This window comes from Chryseobacterium sp. CBo1, assembly GCF_001693475.1.
Classification (GTDB): Bacteria; Bacteroidota; Bacteroidia; order Flavobacteriales; family Weeksellaceae; genus Chryseobacterium; species Chryseobacterium formosense.
In genome coordinates, this window is record NZ_MAUH01000033.1 from 1 (window position 1) to 23,951 (window position 23,951).

Annotated in this window: 20 protein-coding genes, 1 rRNA gene and 1 pseudogene; 6 read left to right on the forward strand and 16 right to left on the reverse strand. The window is 34.7% G+C overall.

All coding sequences use genetic code 11. The annotated features are described in order from the left end of the window. Nucleotides 1–39: 39 nt before the first annotated feature. From htpG to BA768_RS14825, 9 genes and pseudogenes are all read right to left on the reverse strand, one after another. Nucleotides 40–1,929 (reverse strand): molecular chaperone HtpG, encoded by a 1,890-nt coding sequence (gene htpG / locus BA768_RS14790; protein ID WP_065721390.1) that lies wholly within the window; start codon nucleotides 1,927–1,929, stop codon nucleotides 40–42. Nucleotides 1,930–2,188: 259 nt separating this feature from the next. Further along, complete coding sequence (recA, locus tag BA768_RS14795) at nucleotides 2,189–3,193, reverse strand: recombinase RecA (protein WP_034672999.1); 1,005 nt, start codon at nucleotides 3,191–3,193, stop codon at nucleotides 2,189–2,191. 324 nt (nucleotides 3,194–3,517) lie between these two features. Next, nucleotides 3,518–4,714 (reverse strand): oxygenase MpaB family protein, encoded by a 1,197-nt coding sequence (locus BA768_RS14800; RefSeq protein WP_065721391.1) that lies wholly within the window; start codon nucleotides 4,712–4,714, stop codon nucleotides 3,518–3,520. Nucleotides 4,715–4,783: 69 nt separating this feature from the next. Then, on the reverse strand, nucleotides 4,784–5,563 hold the full coding sequence (locus tag BA768_RS14805; RefSeq protein WP_065721392.1) for a response regulator transcription factor: 780 nt from the start codon (nucleotides 5,561–5,563) through the stop codon (nucleotides 4,784–4,786). 293 nt (nucleotides 5,564–5,856) lie between these two features. Beyond that, nucleotides 5,857–7,047: an ADP-forming succinate--CoA ligase subunit beta gene (gene sucC / locus BA768_RS14810; protein ID WP_034672993.1), complete on the reverse strand. Its 1,191-nt coding sequence runs from the start codon at nucleotides 7,045–7,047 to the stop codon at nucleotides 5,857–5,859. A gap of 130 nt (nucleotides 7,048–7,177) precedes the next feature. Then, nucleotides 7,178–7,371 (reverse strand): annotated as a pseudogene (locus BA768_RS20935) (chloride channel protein); the annotation flags it as partial. 87 nt (nucleotides 7,372–7,458) lie between these two features. Further along, nucleotides 7,459–7,845 carry a DUF423 domain-containing protein gene (locus BA768_RS14815; protein WP_065721393.1) on the reverse strand — a complete coding sequence of 129 codons (387 nt, stop codon included), beginning with the start codon at nucleotides 7,843–7,845 and terminating at the stop codon, nucleotides 7,459–7,461. Nucleotide 7,846: 1 nt separating this feature from the next. Then, nucleotides 7,847–8,926: a hypothetical protein gene (locus tag BA768_RS14820; protein ID WP_065721394.1), complete on the reverse strand. Its 1,080-nt coding sequence runs from the start codon at nucleotides 8,924–8,926 to the stop codon at nucleotides 7,847–7,849. Between the two features lie 162 nt (nucleotides 8,927–9,088). Next, nucleotides 9,089–10,417, reverse strand: a complete 1,329-nt coding sequence (locus tag BA768_RS14825; protein WP_065721395.1) for a hydroxymethylglutaryl-CoA reductase, degradative — start codon at nucleotides 10,415–10,417, stop codon at nucleotides 9,089–9,091. A 147-nt stretch (nucleotides 10,418–10,564) separates the two neighbouring features. Here BA768_RS14825 and BA768_RS14830 point away from each other — a divergent pair, with 147 nt between their 5' ends. Both BA768_RS14830 and BA768_RS14835 read left to right on the forward strand, forming a co-directional pair. After that, complete coding sequence (locus tag BA768_RS14830) at nucleotides 10,565–11,821, forward strand: putative DNA modification/repair radical SAM protein (protein ID WP_034672986.1); 1,257 nt, start codon at nucleotides 10,565–10,567, stop codon at nucleotides 11,819–11,821. A 58-nt stretch (nucleotides 11,822–11,879) separates the two neighbouring features. After that, the gene (locus BA768_RS14835; RefSeq protein ID WP_065721396.1) at nucleotides 11,880–12,638 is read left to right on the forward strand and encodes a TIGR03915 family putative DNA repair protein; all 759 of its coding nucleotides are present in this window, start codon (nucleotides 11,880–11,882) and stop codon (nucleotides 12,636–12,638) included. Between the two features lie 75 nt (nucleotides 12,639–12,713). Here BA768_RS14835 and BA768_RS14840 read toward each other — a convergent pair whose 3' ends face one another. Genes BA768_RS14840 through hutH form a run of 3 tightly spaced genes read right to left on the reverse strand, consistent with a single transcriptional unit; the run spans nucleotide 12,714 to nucleotide 15,134 of the window. After that, on the reverse strand, nucleotides 12,714–13,160 hold the full coding sequence (locus tag BA768_RS14840; RefSeq protein WP_065721397.1) for a GNAT family N-acetyltransferase: 447 nt from the start codon (nucleotides 13,158–13,160) through the stop codon (nucleotides 12,714–12,716). 1 nt (nucleotide 13,161) lies between these two features. Then, nucleotides 13,162–13,635, reverse strand: a complete 474-nt coding sequence (locus tag BA768_RS14845) for a DUF2059 domain-containing protein (RefSeq protein WP_165571760.1) — start codon at nucleotides 13,633–13,635, stop codon at nucleotides 13,162–13,164. An 8-nt stretch (nucleotides 13,636–13,643) separates the two neighbouring features. Then, nucleotides 13,644–15,134 carry a histidine ammonia-lyase gene (gene hutH / locus BA768_RS14850; protein ID WP_065721398.1) on the reverse strand — a complete coding sequence of 497 codons (1,491 nt, stop codon included), beginning with the start codon at nucleotides 15,132–15,134 and terminating at the stop codon, nucleotides 13,644–13,646. A 127-nt stretch (nucleotides 15,135–15,261) separates the two neighbouring features. On the opposite strand from hutH, the gene BA768_RS14855 reads away from it, so the two are divergent. Further along, entirely contained in the window at nucleotides 15,262–16,026 is a 765-nt protein-coding gene (locus tag BA768_RS14855) for a hypothetical protein (protein ID WP_065721399.1), read from the forward strand. Between the two features lie 80 nt (nucleotides 16,027–16,106). After that, the gene (gene uvrC / locus BA768_RS14860) at nucleotides 16,107–17,897 is read left to right on the forward strand and encodes an excinuclease ABC subunit UvrC (protein WP_065721400.1); all 1,791 of its coding nucleotides are present in this window, start codon (nucleotides 16,107–16,109) and stop codon (nucleotides 17,895–17,897) included. Between the two features lie 79 nt (nucleotides 17,898–17,976). Here uvrC and BA768_RS14865 read toward each other — a convergent pair whose 3' ends face one another. Genes BA768_RS14865 through BA768_RS14875 form a run of 3 tightly spaced genes read right to left on the reverse strand, consistent with a single transcriptional unit; the run spans nucleotide 17,977 to nucleotide 20,731 of the window. Then, on the reverse strand, nucleotides 17,977–18,735 hold the full coding sequence (locus tag BA768_RS14865) for a hypothetical protein (RefSeq protein ID WP_065721401.1): 759 nt from the start codon (nucleotides 18,733–18,735) through the stop codon (nucleotides 17,977–17,979). 21 nt (nucleotides 18,736–18,756) lie between these two features. After that, nucleotides 18,757–19,839 (reverse strand): PorV/PorQ family protein, encoded by a 1,083-nt coding sequence (locus tag BA768_RS14870; RefSeq protein WP_034672969.1) that lies wholly within the window; start codon nucleotides 19,837–19,839, stop codon nucleotides 18,757–18,759. A 13-nt stretch (nucleotides 19,840–19,852) separates the two neighbouring features. Continuing rightward, complete coding sequence (locus tag BA768_RS14875) at nucleotides 19,853–20,731, reverse strand: DMT family transporter (RefSeq protein WP_065721402.1); 879 nt, start codon at nucleotides 20,729–20,731, stop codon at nucleotides 19,853–19,855. A gap of 385 nt (nucleotides 20,732–21,116) precedes the next feature. Here BA768_RS14875 and BA768_RS14880 point away from each other — a divergent pair, with 385 nt between their 5' ends. Both BA768_RS14880 and BA768_RS14885 read left to right on the forward strand, forming a co-directional pair. Further along, on the forward strand, nucleotides 21,117–22,745 hold the full coding sequence (locus tag BA768_RS14880) for an acyl-CoA carboxylase subunit beta (RefSeq protein ID WP_065721403.1): 1,629 nt from the start codon (nucleotides 21,117–21,119) through the stop codon (nucleotides 22,743–22,745). Between the two features lie 185 nt (nucleotides 22,746–22,930). Continuing rightward, nucleotides 22,931–23,401: a VanZ family protein gene (locus BA768_RS14885; RefSeq protein WP_065721404.1), complete on the forward strand. Its 471-nt coding sequence runs from the start codon at nucleotides 22,931–22,933 to the stop codon at nucleotides 23,399–23,401. A gap of 466 nt (nucleotides 23,402–23,867) precedes the next feature. Here the strand turns inward: BA768_RS14885 and rrf are convergent. Continuing rightward, nucleotides 23,868–23,951 (reverse strand): 5S ribosomal RNA (rrf, locus tag BA768_RS14890); the annotation flags it as partial.

Below are 23,951 nucleotides of genomic sequence, written 5' to 3' on the forward strand. Positions count from 1 at the left end.
ACTTCGTCGCGGCGGGGTTTTCAATATAAATCACTTAAATTATTTTTCCAATTGCTTGTAGCTTCTTTGGATAAAGTCTGTAAGCTCTTTTCCTTTCAGCAAATTCTGAGATAATTTAGCCAAATCCAAAGCGTGTTTGATTTGAGCATTTTTCTCTTCTGAATTTTCATTAGCCAGAATTTTCGAAGCAAATTCACTGTTTGAGTTAACTACCAAATTATACATTTCCGGGAAGCCACCCATTCCGAACATCCCGCCACCCCCGGTTGCCTGCATATCTTTCATTCTACGCATAAACTCAGGCTGAGTGATTGTGAAAGGAGCATCATTGCTGTCTAAATCTTCAAGCTGAACCGTGAATTTTGTATCATTAATCGACTCTTCAACGTTTTTCTTTAATGATTCTTTCTCCGTTTCATTTAATTTGGAAATTGCAGGTTCGTCTTTTTTAATTAAATTATTGATGTGATCTGCATCTACTCTTGCGAAAGAAATTTTCTCTTTTGAAGTTTCAAGTTTTTGAATTAAATGCGGAACAATAGGAGAATCAAGAATTAAAACTTCGTATCCTTTATCTTTCGCTGATTGAATGTAAGAATGCTGTTCATCGGCATTTGTAGCGTAAAGAATTACTAAATTTCCGTCTTTATCTGTTTGATTAGGCTTAATTTTCTCTTCTAATTCATTCCAAAGGAAATATTTACCGTCAGTTGTTGGATATAATGCAAATTTGTCAGATTTTTCAAAGAATTTCTCTTCTGAAATCATTCCGTATTCGATAACGATTTTAATGTCATTCCATTTTTTATCGTAATCTTCACGGTTCTCATTAATCAGAGAAACCATTTTATCGGCAACTTTCTTTGTGATATACGATGAAATTTTCTTCACTGCACCATCTGCCTGTAAATAAGAACGGGAAACGTTCAACGGAATATCCGGAGAATCGATTACTCCACGAAGCAACATCAAAAAGTCCGGAACGATACCTTTCACTTCATCCGTTACAAAAACCTGATTTTGGTATAACTGAATTTTATCTTTTTCGATATTTAAATTATTGCTCAGTTTCGGGAAGTATAAAATCCCGGTCAGATTGAACGGATAATCTACATTTAAGTGAATATTAAACAAAGGTTCCTCAAACTGCATCGGATACAATTCGTGGTAAAATGCTTTGTAATCTTCGTCTTTTAATTCACTTGGAGCTTTTGTCCAAGCCGGAGTTGGATTGTTAACGATGTTATCAACTTCAATCGTTTCTGCAACAGCATCTTCTGCAGCGCCTTCAGGTAAAGGAAGCGTTTCAGTTTTAGTTCCGAATTTGATAGGAACAGGCATGAACTTGTTGTATTTCGTCAACAATTCACGGATCTTATTTTCTTCTAAAAACTCTAAAGAATCTTCAGCAATGTGAAGGATAATTTCAGTTCCTCTTTCCGATTTTTCTGTAGTTTCTTCTAAAGTAAATTCCGGACTTCCGTCGCAGATCCAGTGAACGGCAGGTTCATCTTTGTAAGATTTGGAAATAATTTCAACTTTTTCAGCCACCATAAACGCAGAATAAAAACCAAGCCCAAAATGACCGATAATTCCTGAGTCTTTCGCAGAATCTTTATATTTTTCCAAAAACTCTTCAGCTCCCGAAAAAGCCACCTGGTTGATGTATTTTTCAACTTCTTCAGCCGTCATTCCCAATCCTTGGTCGATGATGTGAAGTTTTTTGTTTTCCTTATCGATTTTAACTTCAATTTTCGGGTTTCCGTATTCAACTTTGGCTTCGCCAATTGAGGTTAAATGCTTTAATTTTAAAGTGGCATCTGTTGCATTTGAGATTAATTCTCTCAAAAATATTTCGTGATCGCTGTATAAAAACTTCTTGATTAGCGGAAAAATATTTTCCACCGATACATTAATACTTCCTTTCATATGTATATATTTATTTGTTTTTCTGAATCTGTTTTCTCAAAAAAAATACCGTTCCTCTAAAAGTGACAATATGGCATTTTTTCATTAAAACAATCCCCTTTCCAAATATTTACCAGCCACTTCAAGTCCGGGCTATCCTCTGTAATTCCTGCGATCACCAACATCCATTTGTAAAGGTTACTCTTAAGATCTGCTTGAGGAAATTTCAAAACAAAAAAGACAGCTAAAAGCTGTCTTCAGTATATCTTTTAAAAGGAAATTACTTTTTATTTGCAATCTCTTCTTTCACTTTGTTTTCAAGTTCTTCTGCAAGTTCCGGGTTGTCTCTTAACACATCTTTTACAGAATCTCTACCCTGTCCTAATTTAGAATCTTCATAACTGAACCAAGAACCGCTTTTCTTCACGATTCCCATATCTACAGCTGTATCAAGAATTTCACCCACTTTAGAAACTCCTTCACCGTACATAATGTCGAATTCTGCCATTTTGAAAGGTGGAGCAACTTTGTTTTTCACAATTTTCACTTTCACACGGCTTCCAACTGCTTCATCACCATTTTTGATAGGAGCTGAAGCTTTTCTGATATCAACTCTTACGGAAGCGTAAAATTTCAGTGCGTTCCCCCCCGTTGTTGTTTCAGGGTTTCCGAACATTACACCAATTTTTTCTCTCAGCTGGTTGATGAAAATTACCGTACATTTTGTTCTTGAAATCGTAGCCGTCAGTTTTCTTAAAGCCTGAGACATCAATCTTGCGTGAAGACCCATTTTAGAATCTCCCATTTCACCTTCAATTTCTGCTTTTGGAGTCAAGGCTGCAACAGAGTCGATTACTACAATGTCGATTGCTCCTGAACGAATCAGATTGTCTGCAATTTCCAAAGCCTGTTCTCCGTTATCCGGCTGAGAAATAATTAAGTTTTCTAAGTCGATTCCTAATTTTGCAGCGTAACCTCTGTCGAAAGCGTGCTCTGCATCAATAAATGCTGCAATTCCGCCTGCTTTCTGAGCTTCTGCGATGGCATGAAGCGTTAAAGTTGTTTTACCTGAAGATTCCGGTCCGTAAATTTCAATAATTCTTCCTCTTGGGTAACCGCCAACTCCTAAAGCGATGTCTAATCCTAAAGATCCTGAAGGAATTACTTCAATGGTATTGTCTACAGAATCGTCTCCCAAAGTCATTACCGTTCCTTTTCCGTAGGTTTTATCTAGCTTATCAAGCACTAAAGCAAGTGCTTTTTTCTTATCATCTATGTTGCTCATTTCGATTGTATATAATTTATCAAAAGTACAGAAATTTAATATCAAAAACCAATATTTTGATCACAAACGGATAGTAAAATACTGTTAAAGTTTAAAAGATGATTTTATTATTTTTAATTATAAAAAGTAATTTCTAATCTTCATATTATTTGTAAATACGGAGACTTTTTAGCTCCGATTGAACGGCATGTCTGAGCTCTTTTCATTGTTTTTATCGCGGCGGCTTCGCCGCCGCGATAAAAACAATGAAAAAGCGAGTAGTGAAAGCGGGAAATAGCTCCCGAAAAAAAATTAAGTAATGAATAATGTGTAATTAGTAATAAATTAGTGAAAATTGGAATTCTGAGTGATATTCAAATAATCCTTCAAAACTTTCATCTGATCTTTGTTTCCTTTCTTTATTCTTGTTTTACGACTTACTAAAGTATCATATACTTTATTGATGATTCTTTTGGTAATCGGGAAACCGTTTTTCAGCGGGACATCCGGAATCTGAAGCCTTTTGCAAACCTCATCACCCAACAAAAACCAGGTACAGCAAATGTGTAAATAGCGAAGATTTTTTCTTTGAAATTTAAATTTGAGGATTGGATTTTCCAACGATTCGTTGAGTAATGAATGAGCCAGCAAGACAGAATCTTTGTCTGAAGAAGGCTGAATGGATGTCCACAAATAAAAATATTCTGTTGCCTGTTTTTTATTGTTCGGAAGCAGCTTTTCGGGAATTCCTAATAAATAGCCTACGTATTTCCAAAGATGAAAATGCCCTTTTTCTTCCTCTTCGGAAATGGTATTTCCCAATTTGTACAAGCTGTGTAAAAACACAAGACTGAAACCAATATAAGTCGCCATCATATCCCAAGAATTAATGGGTTCGCCCCAGTTTTTTGTATCCCAGTTTTTGTAATGTTTTTTGATGGAAAGTCGGGCGTAAGAATGAATCAGTCTTGTTTTTATGGCAAATTCGTACCCTTTTTTATGAACTTCCAAAGCATCATATCTTGTGACATTTACCCAGAAATCCAATGTTTCTGAAAGTCTTTTGACAGCTCCTTTTTTCAAGGCTTCGGTGGCAATTAGAGGTTTATTGAGATAAGCATAATCATACCCTCCGATCAGACAATAATCTCTGAGTGAAATTAGAGAATCTAAATTACTTCGCATACACAATTCTGCCCCACTTTTTATTAAATTATAATCAAGCCAGTCTGGAATTTTTTGAGTCTGCGTAAAAAGATTTTTTACACTTTTGGGAACTTCATCGTTTTCCGGAATTCCGTTCCGGATATAACCCTCGATTTCTCTTGAGGCTTCACTGTATTTCTTTTTGAAGTAAATATCTTTTACAACCTCATCGCCGACCTTATCTACATGATAAAAGTAATGGGAGAATTTTTCAAAATCCTCAAAGCTCAATTCAGCTCCGGAAAAATCAACTAATTGTTTTCCGTTTCCATTGGTCCAAAAATCTTTAAAATGTGGAGAATCTTTAAATCGCGGTTGTACATCGTATGCTTCCATCAATGATAAAGGTACAAGTTTTGCGCCGAAGTGAGATCGTGAGATTTGTCAGTTTCAGTTTAAATTGAATTAAATCAAGCCTAAATCAAACGCTTTTTTTACGAGTTCTTTGCTGTTTCTGCATTGGGTTTTATGTAAAATATTCCGGCGGTGGGTTCGCACGGTATGTTCCGATAGAATAAGCATCACAGAGATTTCTTTTCCAGAATATCCTTTGGCAATCAGTGACAGAACTTCGGTTTCTCTTTTTGTAAGATCATTTTCCGTTGAAAAATAGCTAGATGAAGAAGGATCTGCTTTGATCTGGATAAAATCTGTTCTCGGAGAAATACCTGTAAGAAGTACCGTATAAGGGTTTTCTTTGGTAATATGCTGAATGTTTGTATGAATATTAATCGATTGTATAAGATTGCCTTCATGATCTTCCATGGTATGGATCGCCTGATGATGAAAGAGCTCATAATTTCCTTTTGTGGTTTTCATCCGGAAACAATAACTCGGTTTGAGATAAAGCTGAAATTCTTTTCCTATTTCAATAATCTTTTCAATGACGATTCTTTCGGCATTCAGAACAAATGAAATGTCATCAGGATGTATGAGATCAATAATTTGTTTAAGATGTTCCGGAAATTTTTTGAACCCATGAAGGTTAAGGATATTTTTGTTGTGACCGGTGAGCGTACTGTCTGATAAATTCAGCACATAATAATAGTAATTTCCTATTCCAAACATTTCGCCAACAATCTGTTCGATAGGAGGTTTTTCAAGAATTGCATTGCCATTTTTCTGTAATGCTCTATAAGAATTCCATACATCAATAAGCGGATGTTTTTCCTCAGATTTTTCCATAGGCGAAGCTTTGATTATAAAAATAGTTAAAATTTTCTTAAAAAATACGCCTTAAGTGTTATTTTTTTGTAACGAAAAAAATCTAAACTTTACAAAAACTAATAACCATAGAAACTCACAGTTGAAATCCTTACTAAAAATATTTTATTTTAAAATTATTCTATAATTGATTTTAAAATCTCTTGATGAAAAAGTTATCTCTGAACCATTTAAGCTTATTCAAATGGTTTTTAATTAAAAAAAATCCGCTTTCTTTCGAAAACGGATTTTATATTGATAAGTAAACTTAAAAATTAAGCTAAAACTTCTTTTACTTTATTTGCTGCTTCTTCTAAAGTAATTGCAGAATGTACCGGAAGACCAGACTCGTCAATTAATTTTTTAGCTTCAACAGCGTTAGTTCCCTGTAATCTTACGATCAATGGAACAGGAAGGCTACCCATTGCTTTGTAAGCGTCTACAACACCCTGAGCAACTCTGTCACATCTTACGATACCTCCGAAGATATTGATCAAAATAGCTTTTACGTTTGGATCTCTCAAGATAATCCCGAAAGCAGTCTGTACTCTTGCAGCATCAGCAGTTCCACCTACGTCAAGGAAGTTTGCAGGGTTACCACCAGATAATTTGATGATATCCATTGTTGCCATTGCAAGACCAGCTCCGTTTACCATACAAGCAACATTACCGTCTAGTTTTACGAAGTTAAGACCAGCTTCACCTGCTTCTACATCGATAGGATCTTCTTCTCTTGTATCTCTAAGCGCTTCAAGATCTTTGTGACGGAACAATGAGTTACCATCCAAAGTTACCTTAGCATCTACAGCAATAATTTTGTTATCAGAAGTTTTCAAAACCGGGTTGATTTCGAAAAGTGATGCATCGATTCCTGTGTAAGCGTTATATAAAGAAGTGATGAATTTTGTGAATTCTTTGAAAGCATTCCCTTCAAGGCCTAAGTTGAAAGCAATTTTTCTAGCCTGGAAACCTTGAAGACCAATAGCCGGATCGATCAATTCGTTGTGAATCAAATGAGGAGTTACTTCGGCAACGTGCTCAATATCCATCCCCCCTTCAGTAGAATATACGATTGTATTTTTACCTTGAGCTCTGTCTAAAAGAATAGAAACGTAAAATTCTTTAGTTTCAGATTCTCCAGGATAATAAACGTCTTCTGCAACCAAAACAGAGTGTACTTTTTTACCTTCAGCAGAAGTTTGCGGAGTTACCAACTGCATTCCGATGATGTTTTGAGCGTTTTCTTTAAGCTTATCCATGTTTGGAGAAAACTTTACACCACCACCTTTACCACGACCACCTGCGTGAATCTGTGCTTTTACAACCCAAGCCTGAGCTCCGGTTTCAGCAGTCAATTTTTCAGCAGCTGCTACAGCTTCTTCTACGTTGTTTGCAACGAAACCACGTTGGATAGCTACTCCATACTTTGATAAAATCTCTTTTGATTGATACTCGTGAAGATTCATATTATTTTTATTATTTTATTTTAAAATTTAAAGGTTGACAAATTTAATAAAAAGACACGGAAGTTCAAGTTTATTAGAATAAAAATTAAGATGATATTTCTTTTTTAATAACTTTTTATTTAAATTGTTTTTATTCTGCAGCCAATCTTTCGAATTGCGAACCGATGAACGGAATTCTCGGAGCCAGAAAATAGCCTGTAAGACTCACAAAAAGGATTGGAACGAAATACATAAACCCTGTTAAAGTTCCCAAATGATAGTTGTACTCATCGGCGTTCTCGTTACACATGCATTTATTGCAGCCATACAGCTTACAATTGCTAATATGTTCTTAAATTACACTTTAGTAAATCTTAAAAAATATGATTTATTTTAATTCTTAAAAACTAAAATGTCTTAATGTTTAAAATATCAAATTCTATTTTTCACAAAATAAAAAATAAGCATCAACCAGCTTAAAATCATAAATAAACCTCCAAGCGGTGTAATCGGCCCTAAAAATTTAAGATTTGCACCCAAATAATCCTGCAGACTTAATAAATAAATACTGAATGAAAACAGTATTGTTCCTGCAATCATTAGAATAGAAATCCACTTTTGAGATAAGGTGTCAAATTTTAAAATATATCCCGCAATCAGCAAAAAAAAGGCAGCGTACATTTGGTATCTTACCCCTGTTTCAAAACTTTCAAGTCTTTCTACCGACAAAATTTTCTTTAAAGCATGAGCTCCGAAAGCTCCTAAAATAACAGACAGCATTCCGTATGCGGCTCCGAATACTAAAGTAATTGTTTTCATTTTATAATTCTTCTAATTCTAGTTTTAAATATTTTTTCGTTTTATAATCCTGCCAAGTTCCGGAAATTTTTTTTCCAATCACATCAGCTTCAATGTAAGCTCTGGGAATCCACTTTTTCAGTTCTTCGCTGTGATAATCGTTTTCGATAATTGAAATATGATTATTCTTTAAATTTCCGCTCCACTCTATCAGCTTTTTGTTCTTGTTGTACCAGTAAAATGCGGAAAAAGAACCGTCATCATACAGTTGTTTTATAAAAAGAGTTACAGGATATTTCCCGTCAATCGTTCCTTTGTACAATTTATTCTCAATCGTATTTTGCCTTGTAACTTTTTTGTTTTTCGACAAAAGACTTTTAGCATAATCGCTCCAGTATTTTTCGATCCGGCTGAAAGGTAATTCTACAAAATAATCATCCAAATCATCCAAAGCTCTCATCGCATGATTTGAACAACGACCTCTTACAACCGTAATTTTATCCTGACCAAAAAAGAATTCAACATATTCTAAAGAACCGTCTTTTACATATTCCAGACATTCCTGATACATTCTGATTACTTCTTTATCTTCTTCAGAATTTCCGTTTGCTTTTAAATCATCTGTATAGTCTGTAATTTCTTTTGCTATTTGTTTATTTACCAGTATCTGGATTTCAGAAATAGCTTCAGGCTCAAAAAGATCTTTAAGATTAATTAAATTTCCGGTGCGGAGATCGAAGTTTTTATAATTTACAAAATGTTCAGAATAAGCTCCCGAAGCTTCCCCTTCCATTTCTAAGCTTAAAATATTGTTGGGCGTTTCAAGTTTTTTCCAGCCATAGAAATATACAAAATTGCGGTAAGTGTTTGTTGCTGTTGAAGCAAGATGAAAGGGATCTTTACCCGAATCAGGAATAAATTCCAGCTCATTTACCTGAAGAAAAGTATTGATTTTCTTTTCTACACTAGGTTTGGAAGCAAGGGAAATTAATGGGAAAATAAAATTTTCCGATTTAGGTCTTAAGTTACTTACCAATACATTTTTCTGTTGCGAAAAACAAAGGATGGAGATCAGACTAAAAAACAGTACACTTTTTTTCATTGTTTTTGATTTAAAATAAATTCATATATCCGTAACGAATACCGGAATTACAAGAACGATGAAAAAGATAAAAAATATCCGGGACCGATGAAATCCCGGATTGTTGGTATTTTTTCAGAAAGAAACCAAAATAAAATGTATAAGATAAACTTACCTTACCCATTACTGAGCTCTTAATCTGTTGAATTCATTAATAACCTCGTGATGACTTACCGTTTTATCCTTAAAATAAGTCACAAAATGCTGTTTTTCTTCTTCTGTTGCTCCCATTTGGTTTAAAATATTCAGAAGGTGCATTTTCATATGTCCTTTCTGGATTCCTGTGGTCACCAACGAACGAAGCGCACCAAAATTCTGCGCCAATCCGGAAACTGCCAGAATACTCATCAGTTCCTGAGCGGAAGGCTTTCCGAGAAGAGCCAAAGAGAATTTTACCAAAGGATGAAGATTCGTCAAACCGCCGACAACTCCCACAGAAATCGGTAAGTCAATCCAGAATCTGAAAATTCCGTTATCAATTGTACAATGCGTTAAGGAAGAATATTTCCCGTCTTTTGAAGCATACGCATGTGCACAGGCTTCAGTAGCTCTGAAATCATTTCCCGTTGCGATAACAACTGCATCTACTCCGTTCATAATTCCTTTATTATGTGTCGTTGCACGGAAAGGCTCAATTTCAGCAATCGTTACTGCCTGTTTGAATTTTCTTGCGAACTCTTCATTAGAAATTCCGCTATCGTCTTTTAAATCTTCAATTTTACATGAAACTTCTGCTCTTACAATACAATCCGGAGTAAAATTGGAAAGAATATTCATCACGATCTGTAAAGAATTTTTCTCTTCCTGTGTAAAATCTTCGCTCACCGCAACTTCCTGTTTCAATGTTTTTCCGAATTGTTCCAGACAAGAATTAATGAAATTTGCCCCCATCGAATCTACGGTATCGAAACTTGCTTTAAGCTGATAATAATTCGGCATTTCGGCAGTTTTATCGACTAATTTTATGTCTAAAATTCCGCCGCCACGATTTCTCATGTTTGCTGTAATCGCTTCTGTTGCTTCAAATAGTTTTTTCTTTAAATTAAAATTAAAAAAATGCTGCAGCTTGTGAGATTCTACATCAATGATGAAATGAGTATGACCTAATTTTTCGGTATTGATGATTGTTGTTTTAAAACCACCTTTATCAATCCAGAATTTTGCTGCTTTTGAAGCTGCCGCAACAACAGAACTTTCTTCAACTGCCATTGGTAAAGCAAATAATTTTCCGTTGATCAGAAAATTGGGTGCAATTCCGTAAGGCATATAAAAATTGGAAATTGTATTTTCAGAAAACTCATCATGAAGCTTTTGTAAATCTGCGTTTTCGTTCCAATATTGGTTGAGTATATTTTGATATACCTGGTTTCCTTCGAGATATTCACTGACAAGCCAGTCAATCTTTCCCTGCTTGGTTAATTTGGAGAAACCTTCTACCGGTTTATGATTCATAGCATACATTTATTGACCGTAAATATACTAATTTTGCTTTGGAAATATGTGGATAAGTTTGTTTTAAAAACCCTGACTTTTCTCAATTTTGGACTTAATTTTGCTTGAAACTTCATCGGATTTTTAATCTTTTAATACAATAGAACAATGAATTTTGACCGCGTTAAAGAAAAGCTCGAAATACTTGCAGATGCTGCAAAGTACGATGTTTCGTGCTCATCAAGCGGTGGAAAAAGAAAAAATAACGGCGGTTTAGGCGACAGTTCGGCAAGCGGAATTTGCCATACTTATACTGAAGATGGTCGTTGCGTTTCTCTTCTTAAAATCCTTTTGACCAATCATTGTATTTACGATTGTATTTATTGCGTTTCCAGAAAATCGAATGATATAAAACGGGCAGCTTTCACCGTTGAAGAAGTTGTGGATTTAACGATTAGTTTTTATCGAAGAAATTATATTGAAGGTCTGTTTTTGAGTTCTGGAATTTTCAAAGATGCCGATACAACGATGGAACGTTTGGTTCGGGTAGCTAAAAAATTAAGAACTGAACATCAATTTAATGGTTACATCCATTTAAAATCAATTCCAGGAGCAAGTGATGATCTGATGAATGAAGCTGCACTGTACGCTGATCGATTATCCGTAAATCTTGAAATTCCGACTGAATCTGGTTTAAAATTATTAGCACCCGATAAAAATCGTGAAGATATGCTTCAGCCGATGAGAATCGTTCAAAAAGGAATTCAGCAATATAAAGATGAAAAGAAAATCATCCGAAGTGCTCCGAAATTTGCTCCAGCCGGGCAATCAACTCAAATGATTGTAGGCGCAACCAATGAAAACGATTTGCAAATCATTAAAGTTGCCGATCATTTTTACAAAAATTATGGAATGAAGCGTGTGTATTATTCCGGCTATATTCCCGTAACTGTTGATAACCGTTTGCCGGCGATTACCGCAGAAGTTCCTGTTCTACGTGAAAACCGTTTATATCAGTCTGATTGGCTGATGCGTTTTTATGGTTTTAAAGCAGATGAAATTTTAGATTTTAATATGCCATTTCTGGATCTGGAAGTTGATCCGAAACTAAGCTGGGCTTTGCGACATCTTGATCAGTTTCCTGTTAATTTGCAGACTGCAGATTATAAAATGATTCTTCGTATTCCGGGAATTGGAGTAAAGACTGCTCAAAAAATTCTGAGTGCAAGAAAATTTCAGGTTTTAAATATTGATCATCTCAAAAAACTAGGAGCGGCAGTAAATCGTGCGAAATATTTTATTGATTTTACTTATGGAAATCCTTTCTTAAAACATTTAACCGATTTGAATTTAAGAAGATTGATTATTGGCGGAAGTCAGTCGAAATTCCAGAATCAGTTTTCGCAGCAATTGACTCTTTTCTAAAATATTTTTAAACAAAATCACATTAATATTCTCAACCTCTCCAATTCTCCAACTCAAAATGACCACCCTTCTCTACGACGGAACTTTCGACGGGCTTTTCACAGCGATATTTGAAGTTTTTGAATATCGTTACCAAGATGTGGAGATTTGCAGCAGAGAAAGTTTCCAACAGGAAAATATGTTTGCTAAAATTCATGAGGTCATTACCCAACAGGAAAAATCGGAGAGAGTTTTAAATAAATTAGAACAAAATATAGGAAAATCAGGAATTAATCAATTATTGAAAGTTTTCTTATCAGAAGATTCAGAAATGGAAAAATTGATTTTGTCTGCTGTACAGCAATCCGTTAAACATCATGATAAAAACATTCTGCAGAATTTTGCAGATGATGACATGATGAAAATCTCAAAAATCTGCAAATCTGTTAGTCGTGAAAGACATCGAATGACGGCTTTTGTGAGGTTTGAGAAATTACAGGATGAAATTTATTTCGCAAAAATTGATCCTGATTTTAATGTTTTACCTTTAATCCGGAAACATTTTAAAGATCGTTACGCCGACCAAAAATGGATGATCTATGATTTGCGGAGAGATTATGGATTATTTTATGATTTGAAAGATTGTGATTTCTTTTATCCTGACGAGAAATTAGATCTAAACCAATACCAGCAGAAATTTCACGAGGAAGAAAAAAAATATCAGACTTTGTGGCAAAGTTATTTTACCAAAACCAACATCAAAGAAAGGAAAAATACAAAGCTTCACATTCAGCACGTTCCAAAAAGATATTGGAAATATTTGACAGAAAAGTGGTAGTTTTTTAAGTTTTGACTAAAGCCTAATTTCTCTTTATAAAAGAAAGCCGGGCTAAAGCCCGACACTATTGATATCTTACAGAGATTTTTCAAAACAAATGCTGTTTTCAACTCCTATATATTGTCCGTAATTCGGAATGATTTCGTAGCCACACTTTTTGTAGAGTGCAACAGCTTCAAGCTGGAGTTTTCCTGTTTCCAGAACTGTTTTTTCGTATTCTGATTCTTTTGCCCATTTTTCAAGTTCTTCTAAAATGACAACAGCAAAACCATTTCCACGATATTCAGGAAGCGTAAACATCCGTTTTACTTCCATCGAATTTTCATTAAGAGGTTTAATGGCTCCACAAGCAACCGCTTTATCGTCTTTAAAAACTACAATGCAGTTTTTCAGAGCATCAATTTTGTTGAACTGATCATAAAACGCATGATCTTCGCCATCCATTAATGCTAGATAGACATCTAATTTTTTTACCAGATTTTGAAAATCGAGATTGTCGGAAGTTGTTCTAAGAATTTGCATTTTAGTTAGATCTCATTGGAGCAGGTGGATTTGCCGGTGGAGGAGGTGATGTTAAATAGCCTTTCGCTTCTAAATCATTATTGATTAAATTATTAACATTCATTCCCCAATTACTTGTTGCTGTTTGAATTTCCGTCATTATCGCTGGTGAATTTTGGATTAATTTCTTTCCTAAATCAGATTTATAAAAAACCAAAAGTTCTTCAATTTCTTTCTCCGTGAACTTACTTTCATAAATATTTATAACATCATTAATTAAATTATCAATATTAATTCTTGGTTCTAAAGATGTCCAAACATGATCGGGAACATTTGTATATTTATGTTTATATCTGGAAATTACATCCTTTTCAACATCTTTTGAAAGCTTAAAAGCGCCGCTAAGAGAAATTAGGGTTCTTACTTTCTCTTGTTTTGATTGAGAATGAAATACAACTCCAACTAACATACAGCATAAAAAGATTATTTTTTTCATTTTTATCATTAAAAATTCACCACAAACTTTCTCTCATTAATCAATTCAGCAATCGCCAACATATCTTTTCCAATCAATCGATCATCTTCCAGTTTTGCAACTTTAGAACGGAGAATAGCAAAATTTTCCTCGATGATTTTGGAACATTTTGCAGGTCTTCTGAATTCTAATCCTTGCGCAGCAAACATTAGTTCCACCGCCAAAATATTAACCAAATTTCCTAAAACCTGATTGAATTTTCTACCAGAAATACTTCCCATCGAAACGTGATCTTCCTGTCCTAAACTTGTAGGGATAGAATCTGCTGAAGCAGGGAAACAAAGTGTTTTATTCTCTGTAACCAAAGCAGCAGAAGTATATTGAGGAATCATAAATCCTGAATTCAAACCTGAGCTTTCAGTCAATAATCTTGGTAAACCGTATTTTCCTTCTAATAATAAATAAGATCTTCTGTCTGAAATATTTCCCAGTTCTGCAACTGCTAAAGTTGCATAATCTAAAGGCAATGCCATCAATTGCCCGTGGAAATTTCCTCCTGAAATTGATTCTTCAGCACTTAGAACAATAGGATTGTCGGTTACAGAATTCAATTCGGTTTCAGCCATTATTTTCAGATGTTCAAATGCATTTCTACTTGCTCCGTGAACCTGCGGAACGCATCTCATAGAATACGGATCCTGAACTCTGTCACAATATTCATGAGCTTTAAGATTGTCAGAATTCTTTAAAAACTTAAGCATCCTTGCCGCCACTTTTTTGCTTCCTTCGAATGGTCTGATGTCGTGAAGTTCTTTTTTGAACGGACTTGCAGAACCTCTGTATGCTTCAAGACTCATTGCAGCAGTCATATCTGCCAAATCCAAAAGATATTCGAATTTTTCTAAACCCTTGATTGCATGAGCCAGAATAAACTGAGTTCCGTTAATCAATCCTAAACCTTCTTTCGGTCCTAAAACCAATGGTTGAAGATTATTTTCCTTAAGAATTTCTGCAGTTTCGAAGATTTCGTTTCCAACCCAAACCTGGCCAAGTCCTAAAAGTGGTAAAACAAGGTGTGAAAGTGGAGCTAAATCTCCTGAAGCACCTACAGAACCCTGCTCCGGAACAACGGGAATAATATCCTTTTCAAGCATTAAAATAAAACGCTCAATCACTTCCAGAGAAACTCCTGAAAAACCTTTTGACAAAGCATGAACTTTCGCAATCATCATAATTTTTGAAAATTCTTTATCAATTGGCTTTCCTACTCCTACAGCGTGAGAAATAATTAAATTATATTGTAACTGGGCAGTTTCATCCGCTGAGATTTTAGTATCACAAAGAGGTCCGAATCCCGTATTGATCCCATAAACACATCGGTCTGACTCTACAATCTGCTTTACATTGTTCTGAGATTTTATGATCTGCTCTCTCGCAGCTTCATTAAGCTTTGCTTTATTTGGGGTCTTGCAGATTTCCAAAACATCATGGAAACTGAAAGTATCTATACCGTAAATCATTTCAAAAAATTTGCCTAAAAATACACATTTTGAAGCATACCGAAAAGGTGATATTTCAGGGATAAATTTTTTTAATAACAAGTCTGTTTTTTTACTACTTTTAGCACATTATTTTAAACTAATATCTATGAAATTTAAAGCTTTAATACTTGCTTTATCACTTGTAAGCGCAACGAGTTTTGCACAAGAGAAAGTAAAATACACAAAAGAGGAAAAAAAGGAGATGAATCAGTATCTTTTTAATGAAGGATTCAATACCGCATCGCAAAAAAAAGTATCCACAATTATTTTAAAGGACAATAACGAACACCAAGGTTATGCTAAGTCTTGGGTAAAACAGAAAGGGCAAATTCTTTCTATCACTATCGATGATGCCGAAACGGGGAAAACCATGAAGTTTGATGCCAAAGATATTGCCGAAATGTATTTGTACGCAACTGAAACTGAGAAATCTATGAGGGCCGGTAAATTCATTTCAAATATGAGAAATTACAGCACCAAAAAATACAGCAAATCTGTTACTGACGATGCAATTCCATTTGAAAATCAAACCGTTTCACTAAAGAACAAAAAAGAAAGCAAAACATTTCTGATGCAGGTTATTAATCCTGAATTTAATGAAAAAATTACGGTTTACCATGATCCTTTTGCCAAAGAAACGGCTGGTTTTGGTTTTGCTGGCGCTCCGTCTTTTGGAGGTGGAGTTATTAAATCGTATTATGTAAGAAAAGGCGATAAAGTAATTTGGCTTCACAAAGATGATTTTGAAGACAACTACGATTTTCTTTTCGGAGATAATGCTGCATTTATGAAAGCTTATCCCAAAAATTCTGTTGAATGGGATAATTTCAGCTTTTTGGTCTACAAATATACCGATATGAACGAGGCTTAAAATTAATTTAAACTCATATTTTTGAGCTGCAGAAATTTCTGCAGCTTTTTTTGTGCACTGAAATTGCTTAAATTTGTTCTATGAATCCTTCTTTAGAGCTACAGCTTAAAACTTTACCTTCCGAACCCGGCGTTTATCGTTATTACGACAAAAACGAAAATCTTCTCTATGTGGGTAAAGCAAAAAATCTAAAGAAAAGAGTACTCTCTTATTTCAACAAAACACTTTCCGGATACCGAACCAGAATTATGGTCGGAAAGATCAACCGTCTAGAAACAACCATTGTTAATAGTGAATACGATGCACTTTTGCTGGAAAACAACCTGATTAAAGAACATCAGCCATTTTACAATGTGATGTTGAAGGATGATAAAACCTATCCCTGGATTTGCATTAAAAACGAAGATTTCCCAAGAATTTTCCTGACAAGGAATAAGATTAAAGACGGTTCGGAATATTACGGTCCTTACGCAAAAGTACGTCCTGCAAAGATTATATTGGATACCATTAAACATATTTATAAACTCCGCACCTGCAATTTAAATTTAGCCCCGAAAAAAATCGAGGAAGGTAAATATAAAGTCTGTCTGGAATTTCACATTAAAAATTGTGAAGGCCCATGTGAAGATTTAGAAAGTAAGGAAGATTATGACGAGAAAATTGATGCGATCCGCGGAATAATTAAAGGAGATTTCCGTCATGCGAAAGAATATCTGATCAATCAGATGACAAAATACGCCATGAATCTTCAATTTGAAAATGCGCAACTCATCAAAGAAAGACTGAATATTCTGGAAGATTATCAGGCAAAACATACCGTTGTAAATCCAAATATCGATGATGTGGATGTTTTCGGAATGACGAGCGACGAAACTGCAGCTTACGTTAATTATTTTAAAATAAGAAACGGAAATATCATCCAGAGTTTCACCACCGAAATAAAGAAGATGCTTGAAGAAACCGATGAAGAAATTATGGAAGAAGCTTTGATTGAAATCCGCCAGAAATTTAATTCCGATTCTAAAGAAGTGTTGCTTCCTTTTCACTTAACTGTTGAAATTCCGAATGTAAAACTGATTGTACCAAAAGTTGGCGACAAAAAGAGAATTGTAGAGCTCTCTGAAAAAAATGCGAAAGAGTATCGTTTAGAAAAATTAAAGCAGGTTCAGATTGTAGATCCCGAAAGACATTCCAACAGAATTATGGCAGAAATGCAAAAACTGCTGAGAATGCCCGTTGAACCAAGACATATTGAAGGTTTTGATAACTCGAATATTCAGGGAACAAACCCTGTTTCTGCGTGTGTTGTTTTCAAAGACGGCAAACCAAGCAAAGCCGATTACAGAATTTTCCATCCAAAAACCGTTGTGGGCCCCGATGATTTTAAAACAATGGAAGAAGTTATTTACCGCCGGTATAAAAGAATGCTGGATGAAGGGGAACAACTTCCACAACTTATCCTTATTGATGGTGGAAAAGGTCAGTTGTCTTCTGCGGTGAAAAGCCTAAGGATTTTAGGACTTTACGGAAAAATTACAATTGTCGGAATCGCCAAAAGGCTGGAAGAGATTTTCTTTCCTGAAGATCCGATTCCTTTATATCTGGATAAAAAATCTGAAACCCTTAAAATTTTGCAGCGTGTAAGAGACGAAGCGCACCGTTTTGGGGTGAAACATCACAGAACCCGAAGAAAAAATTCAACCATAAAATCTGAGCTGGAAGAAATTCCAGGGATTGGAGAAAAAACAATAGAACTTCTATTATCAAAACTAAAATCTGTCAAAAGAATAAAAGAATCAAACCTTGAAACTTTGGAGGAAATCTTAGGAAAATCCAAAGCCAAAGTAGTTTGGGAGTTTTTTAACAGCTAATTCCAGCATTGATAATCATATAAAATAAAATCCGTCTCAAAATTTGAAACGGATATTTATTTGTTAAAATATTTTTAAACTATTTTACCGGAGCAAAAACTTCTTTCGAATACTCGTCATTATTCTTCGGAATTTCAATCACCAAATTTCCGTTCTCAAAATAACCTGTGGTAGACTCACCCGAAGCTAATTTCACTCTGAAAACATCTTTTTTCGTTGTCTCTTTAAATGTTGCAAAAGGAACAGAGCTGTTTCCGTCTGCTAAAATAAACTGAGAAGCATCAATCTGAATTCTCTGAAGATTAATTTTCCCGTTGCTGTATCTTTCTGCTTTAGAAGCTTGAGATTTTGGTTCACTAATTTGAGGAGTCGGTTTTACTGTTTCTTCCACTACATAAGCTTCCTGCTTATAATTCGTGATTTCAACCGGCTTAGACACTGGAATAGTTACCAAAGCTTTAGAAAGCGCATCCTGAAAGCCTTCTTGAAATTCTTTTATCGAAGAGCTTCCTTTCTGGCTGGAAATTACTTTGCTGTTGCAGTCTTTAAATTCCAGAACAATTTTATTTCTCAGGAAGCCACTGTCATTGATAACATCGGCATTAAGAACACTACAAGGATTTGCATTGGCTTCTTCTGGCCACTGACCTCTGTTTTCGGTAATTACCGTATATTGTTTTGACTTCAGATTTTTGGTTAAAAAGGCGCTAATTCCGTAATTATCTTTTTTAAAACTTTCAAAAGCGCTCGGAACAACAACATATTTATAATCTGAAACCTTCTGTGCATACGATAACATCACACAAAAAGAAGATATTATAACTGATAACTTTTTCATAAAATAATTTAAATTTAATCATTAATCATTTCTGAATTCTCCCATATCAAGTTTTAATGAGAAGAAATTAGAATAAAAATTAGAACCTCCGATTCCGGAATTGCTGATGGCATAATCAAGCGTTAAACCTCTGTAACGAATTCCGATACCCGCACTTGGCTGAAAAGAAACTTTTCTCTGTAAATCTTCAATATCAGTAATCGACTGGAATCTGTTTACTCCCAATCTTACAAAAATCATTTTCTGATAACCCAATTCAGCTCCTGCATAAGGTGTGATACTTGCAAAATCAGTCGAAAGTAAAGCGGCAGTTTTAGCGAAATCCACATTGATTCCTGCTTCCGGTAAAACGTACAAACTACTGTTGATATTAAACAATTTACTTGCTCCTGCATTTAGCTTCGGCATCGTTAATTCCATTTTATCAGTTGGAGCGGGGTTAAATTCTTCTCCGTTTACAATGGTAGATAATTCGCTTTGATTAACGCTCCAAAAGTTTACGGTAGTAGTTGCATCACGAAGAACACCTCCGAATTTCCAGCCATTATCAGCTTTATAGATTGCTCCTACATCAAAACCAAAACCGTAACCGCTTGCAAATTTTCCTACATTTCTGTAAACAATTTTTGCATTGACACCGACATCCAGTTTCGGATTTCCTCCCGGATTAAAAGCGTAAGAAATAATTCCTGCATAATCCGACTGTGAGAATTTTGTGATTTTATCGTAATCAATGTTTCCTTCTGTATCGATTAATTGGGTTGTATTTAAAATGTTATCAACTCCCAAACGCACAACGGAAACTCCAAAAACGCCGTTTTCTAAAACTTTTGCATACGCCAGATAATCATATTTTGCAATCGATTCGAAATATTCTGCGTGCATTGCAGCACCTTGCCAATCTCTCGTGATACCGTTCAAACCTGCGGGATTCCACATCGGTGAGTAGACATCATCCTGATTCGTGATTACAGCGCCTCCCATTCCTATTCCTCTGGCTCCGGCTCCGATATTTAAAAATTCGTTGGAATATTTTCTGATAATCTGAGATTGAGACAATCCAAATAGAAGTGAAAATACTAAAAATAGATATTTTTTCATCATGTACAATTGATGCTTAGTTAAGTTTTTTTTGTTTTCTAGTTTTTATAAGTGCATTTACAACAATTGCCAAAATCATAACCAACGATGCCACATAAAATATCGGGCTCATGTGCTCCGATTCTCCAAAGATAAAAAAAGCTAGTATAATTCCGTAAACTGGTTCTAAATTAACTGTTAAAATTAGTGTAAAAGGCGAAATATATTTCATCAGCTTCACCGATTCAAACATCGGGTACGCTGTAAACACACTTGCCAATAAGCCTATTAACGCCAAATCGCGGTAGTTTATTTCATTCATCTGCATGATTTGTCCTGTTACCAAATAAAATAACATTAAAACAAACCAGCCCGAGAAAATTTCATAGAAAATAATATTTCCGGGACTTGTTTTACCAAAAAGCTTTCCGTTGAAGACAGAAAAGACTGTTCCGAAAACAGCACATAAAATCCCGTAAAGAATACCTTCCTTATATTGAAATTCTGTTTTAAAAATTAAAAGAATACAGGCAACAATCACAACCCCCATAATAACTTCCGACAGATCAATCTTTCTTTTGAATACAATCGGCTCCAGAACGGAAGCAAATAAAGTTGATAATGAAAGACAGCTTAATGCAATGGAAACATTTGAAACTTTAATAGAATAAAAGAAGCAGTACCAATGCAAAGCCATAAAAAACCCTACTCCTGCAAGCTGAAAAAAAAGCTTTTTGGATACACGAATACTTTCTTTTTTATAAATTCTGATGAATGCATACAGAAAAATTGCAGCAAACAGCATTCTGTAAAAAACAAGAATCTGAGCATTTGCCGTAATCAGTTTACCTAAAATTGCTGTGAAGCCCCATAAAAAGACAATTAAATGTAATCTGAAAAGCGCTAATTTCTGCATGATGATCCCGTAAATTTTAAACGAACAAATTTACAAATCGCTTTTCATTAATCTTAAAAAAATAATGCTGCGGGATAAATTTTTTCAAAAATAAATCTAAAAAGGTGATAAACCATTAAAACTAAAAACCCTGAAAGTCTGTTAAACTTTCAGGGCCTTCAAATAATAAACTATTAAAAAAATAAACTAGGAACTTAGAGTATTTATATAGAAACTTTCATCTCTATTACTCTATTGTAAAGTTAGCAAAATATGAACCAAAAAAAACACATATTTCGTTAAAAATTTCATAAAATTCTGATAACCAAAACCTTAAATCTATTTATTGAAATTATACTACTTTGCTTAAAAATAGTATCTTTAGGCGGATTAAAATACGTATTTCATGGATATTGAATTTAACAAAAGAGAAGATCAAAATAAATTACGATTGTCTGAAATCAATCGTTTACTTACAGAAATAAAAAAAGGCGGTGGAGAAAAAAGGCTTCAAAAGCTTCGTGACGAAGGGAAAATGACAGCCAGAGAAAGAATAGAATATCTTCTTGATAAAAATTCAGATTCCATAGAAGTTGGTGCTTTTGCCGGTTATGAAATGTATGAAGAACATGGAGGCTGCCCAAGTGGTGGTGTAGTGGTTGTAATGGGATACGTTTCGGGAAGACAATGTTTAGTAGTTGCTAATGACGCTTCTGTAAAAGCAGGAGCATGGTTTCCTATCACAGGAAAGAAAAACCTTAGAGCTCAGGAAATTGCCATGGAAAACAGACTTCCAATCATTTACCTTGTAGATTCTGCGGGAGTTTATCTTCCGATGCAGGACGAAATTTTCCCCGACAAGGAAATGTTCGGAAGAATTTTCAGAAATAATGCTAAAATGAGTGCTTCAGGAATTATTCAGATCTCTGCAGTAATGGGAAGTTGTGTTGCGGGAGGAGCTTATCTTCCGATTATGAGTGATGAGGCCATGATCGTTGATAAAACAGGTTCAATTTTCCTTGCAGGAAGTTATTTGGTAAAAGCTGCCATTGGTGAATCGATTGACAATGAAACTTTAGGAGGAGCAACAACACACTGTTCTATTTCAGGAGTTACCGATTATAAAGCTAAAGACGATAAAGATGCATTAGACCGCATTAAAAATATCATGAAATCTGTAGGAAGCTACGAGAAAGCCGGTTTCGACAGAATTGAAAGTTTTCCACCAAAAGAAAAGCCGGAGAATATTTTTGGTATTATGCCTGTTTCCAGAGCAGAACAATACGACACTTTAGAAATTATAAAATGTATTGTAGATAATTCGGAGTTTGAAGAATATAAACCGGATTACGGGAAAAGTATCATCTGTGCAACGGCAAGAGTTGACGGCTGGTCTGTAGGAATTGTAGCCAACCAAAGAAAACTTGTGAAAAGTGGCAAAGGAGAAATGCAGTTCGGTGGAGTAATTTATTCTGATTCTGCTGATAAAGCAACAAGATTTATAGCAAACTGCAATCAGAGAAAAATACCGTTGATCTTTTTACAGGATGTTACCGGATTTATGGTAGGTTCAAAATCAGAACATGGTGGAATCATCAAAGACGGTGCAAAAATGGTCAATGCAGTTTCTAATTCTGTTGTTCCTAAATTTACGATCATTACTGGAAATTCTTACGGTGCAGGAAACTATGCGATGTGCGGAAAAGCTTATGACCCAAGATTAATAGTAGCTTGGCCATGGGCAGATTTAGCCGTTATGGGCGGAGCTCAGGCTGCAAAAGTTTTGGCACAGATTCAGGAATCAACCTTAAAAAAACAAGGGAAAGAAATTTCTGAGCAGGAACATAATGAAATCTTAGATACAATCTCTAAAAAATATCAGAAGCAAACAGAATCAACTTATGCGGCTGCAAGATTGTGGACAGATGCCATCATCAATCCTGTAGATACCAGAAAATGGATTTCGATGGGAATAGAAGCGGCTAATCATTCGCCGATTACTGAGAAATTTAATTTGGGAGTTATTCAGGTATAAGTTCCAAACACTTATAAAAATATTAAGCCTTACTTTTAAGTAGGGCTTTTTATATTATGTTAAATAGTATTAAAGAATAATAAAGTCTTTTAAAAGAAATACTAAAGGTAGGATTTTTGTTGTTGTAAGATCTTAAAACTATACCTACAAAACTCTTTTTTATTACTAATCCTTAAAGGAAACCTATGAAAAGATATTTTGCAGTTTTTATTACAGCTTACACGATTTTTTTACTTTATATGATGTTTTTTGGTTCAGGAAGAGAGGCTTCTGAGGTTTCCTACATACAAACACAGCCATTTATTACAATTCAAAAGTTTTTCACAGATACCAAAATAGGAAATGAAGATTTTATTATCAACATTATAGGAAATATCTTTGTCTTCAGCCCGTTTGGTTGGCTTGGATTATGCATCAAAAAATTTGATAAATTTATTCCTGCAACTTTCTCATTTCTCATCATAATAAGTATAATAGAAACTTTACAATATTTCAGCGGTCGTGGTGTTGCGGATATTGATGATATTTTTCTAAATACTTTAGGAATGCTAATTGGTTTTGTTATTTTTAAATACGCTACTTGGAAAAATATTGCCAACATCAGATTTCATTTCGAACTTGATAGTGAAAAATCTTTGCAGCCAAGTGCTTCTTAAGCTTAAATTTTAGGAACTATTTCCTGCTATCCACTTTTACTACTCTATGCCATGCTTTTTATAGGCAATATTCAATTTTCTATACTTGTGCTTAGTAATAAGTTTATATGGACAGAATTTTATATAAATAAGTGAATAGGTGATCATTAAATTTAATGTAATTAGAAACGAATTTGTTTCGCTCCTACGGAGCTCATGATTCTTACTGCGCACATTTTCCTACAAAAGTACCGCTCCGTAGGAGCGGCACATTCATTTGTATTTGAAATATTAAATATCAAATCAAGGATTTAGATTTTTTAATACTGGATATTGAGCTTTAAGTACTGGATTTTAAATGTTGAATACCAAATCTTAAATATTGAATCTTGAATCTTAAATCTCGAATTTGAATATGGAATATTGAATCTTGCGTTATAAACGAAAAAAGTCTCATACAAATACATGTATGAGACTTTTGTAAAAAAACTGGCGGCGACCTACTCTCCCGCTTTCGCAGTACCATCGGCGCTGGTGGGCTTAACTTCTGTGTTCGGAATGGGAACAGGTG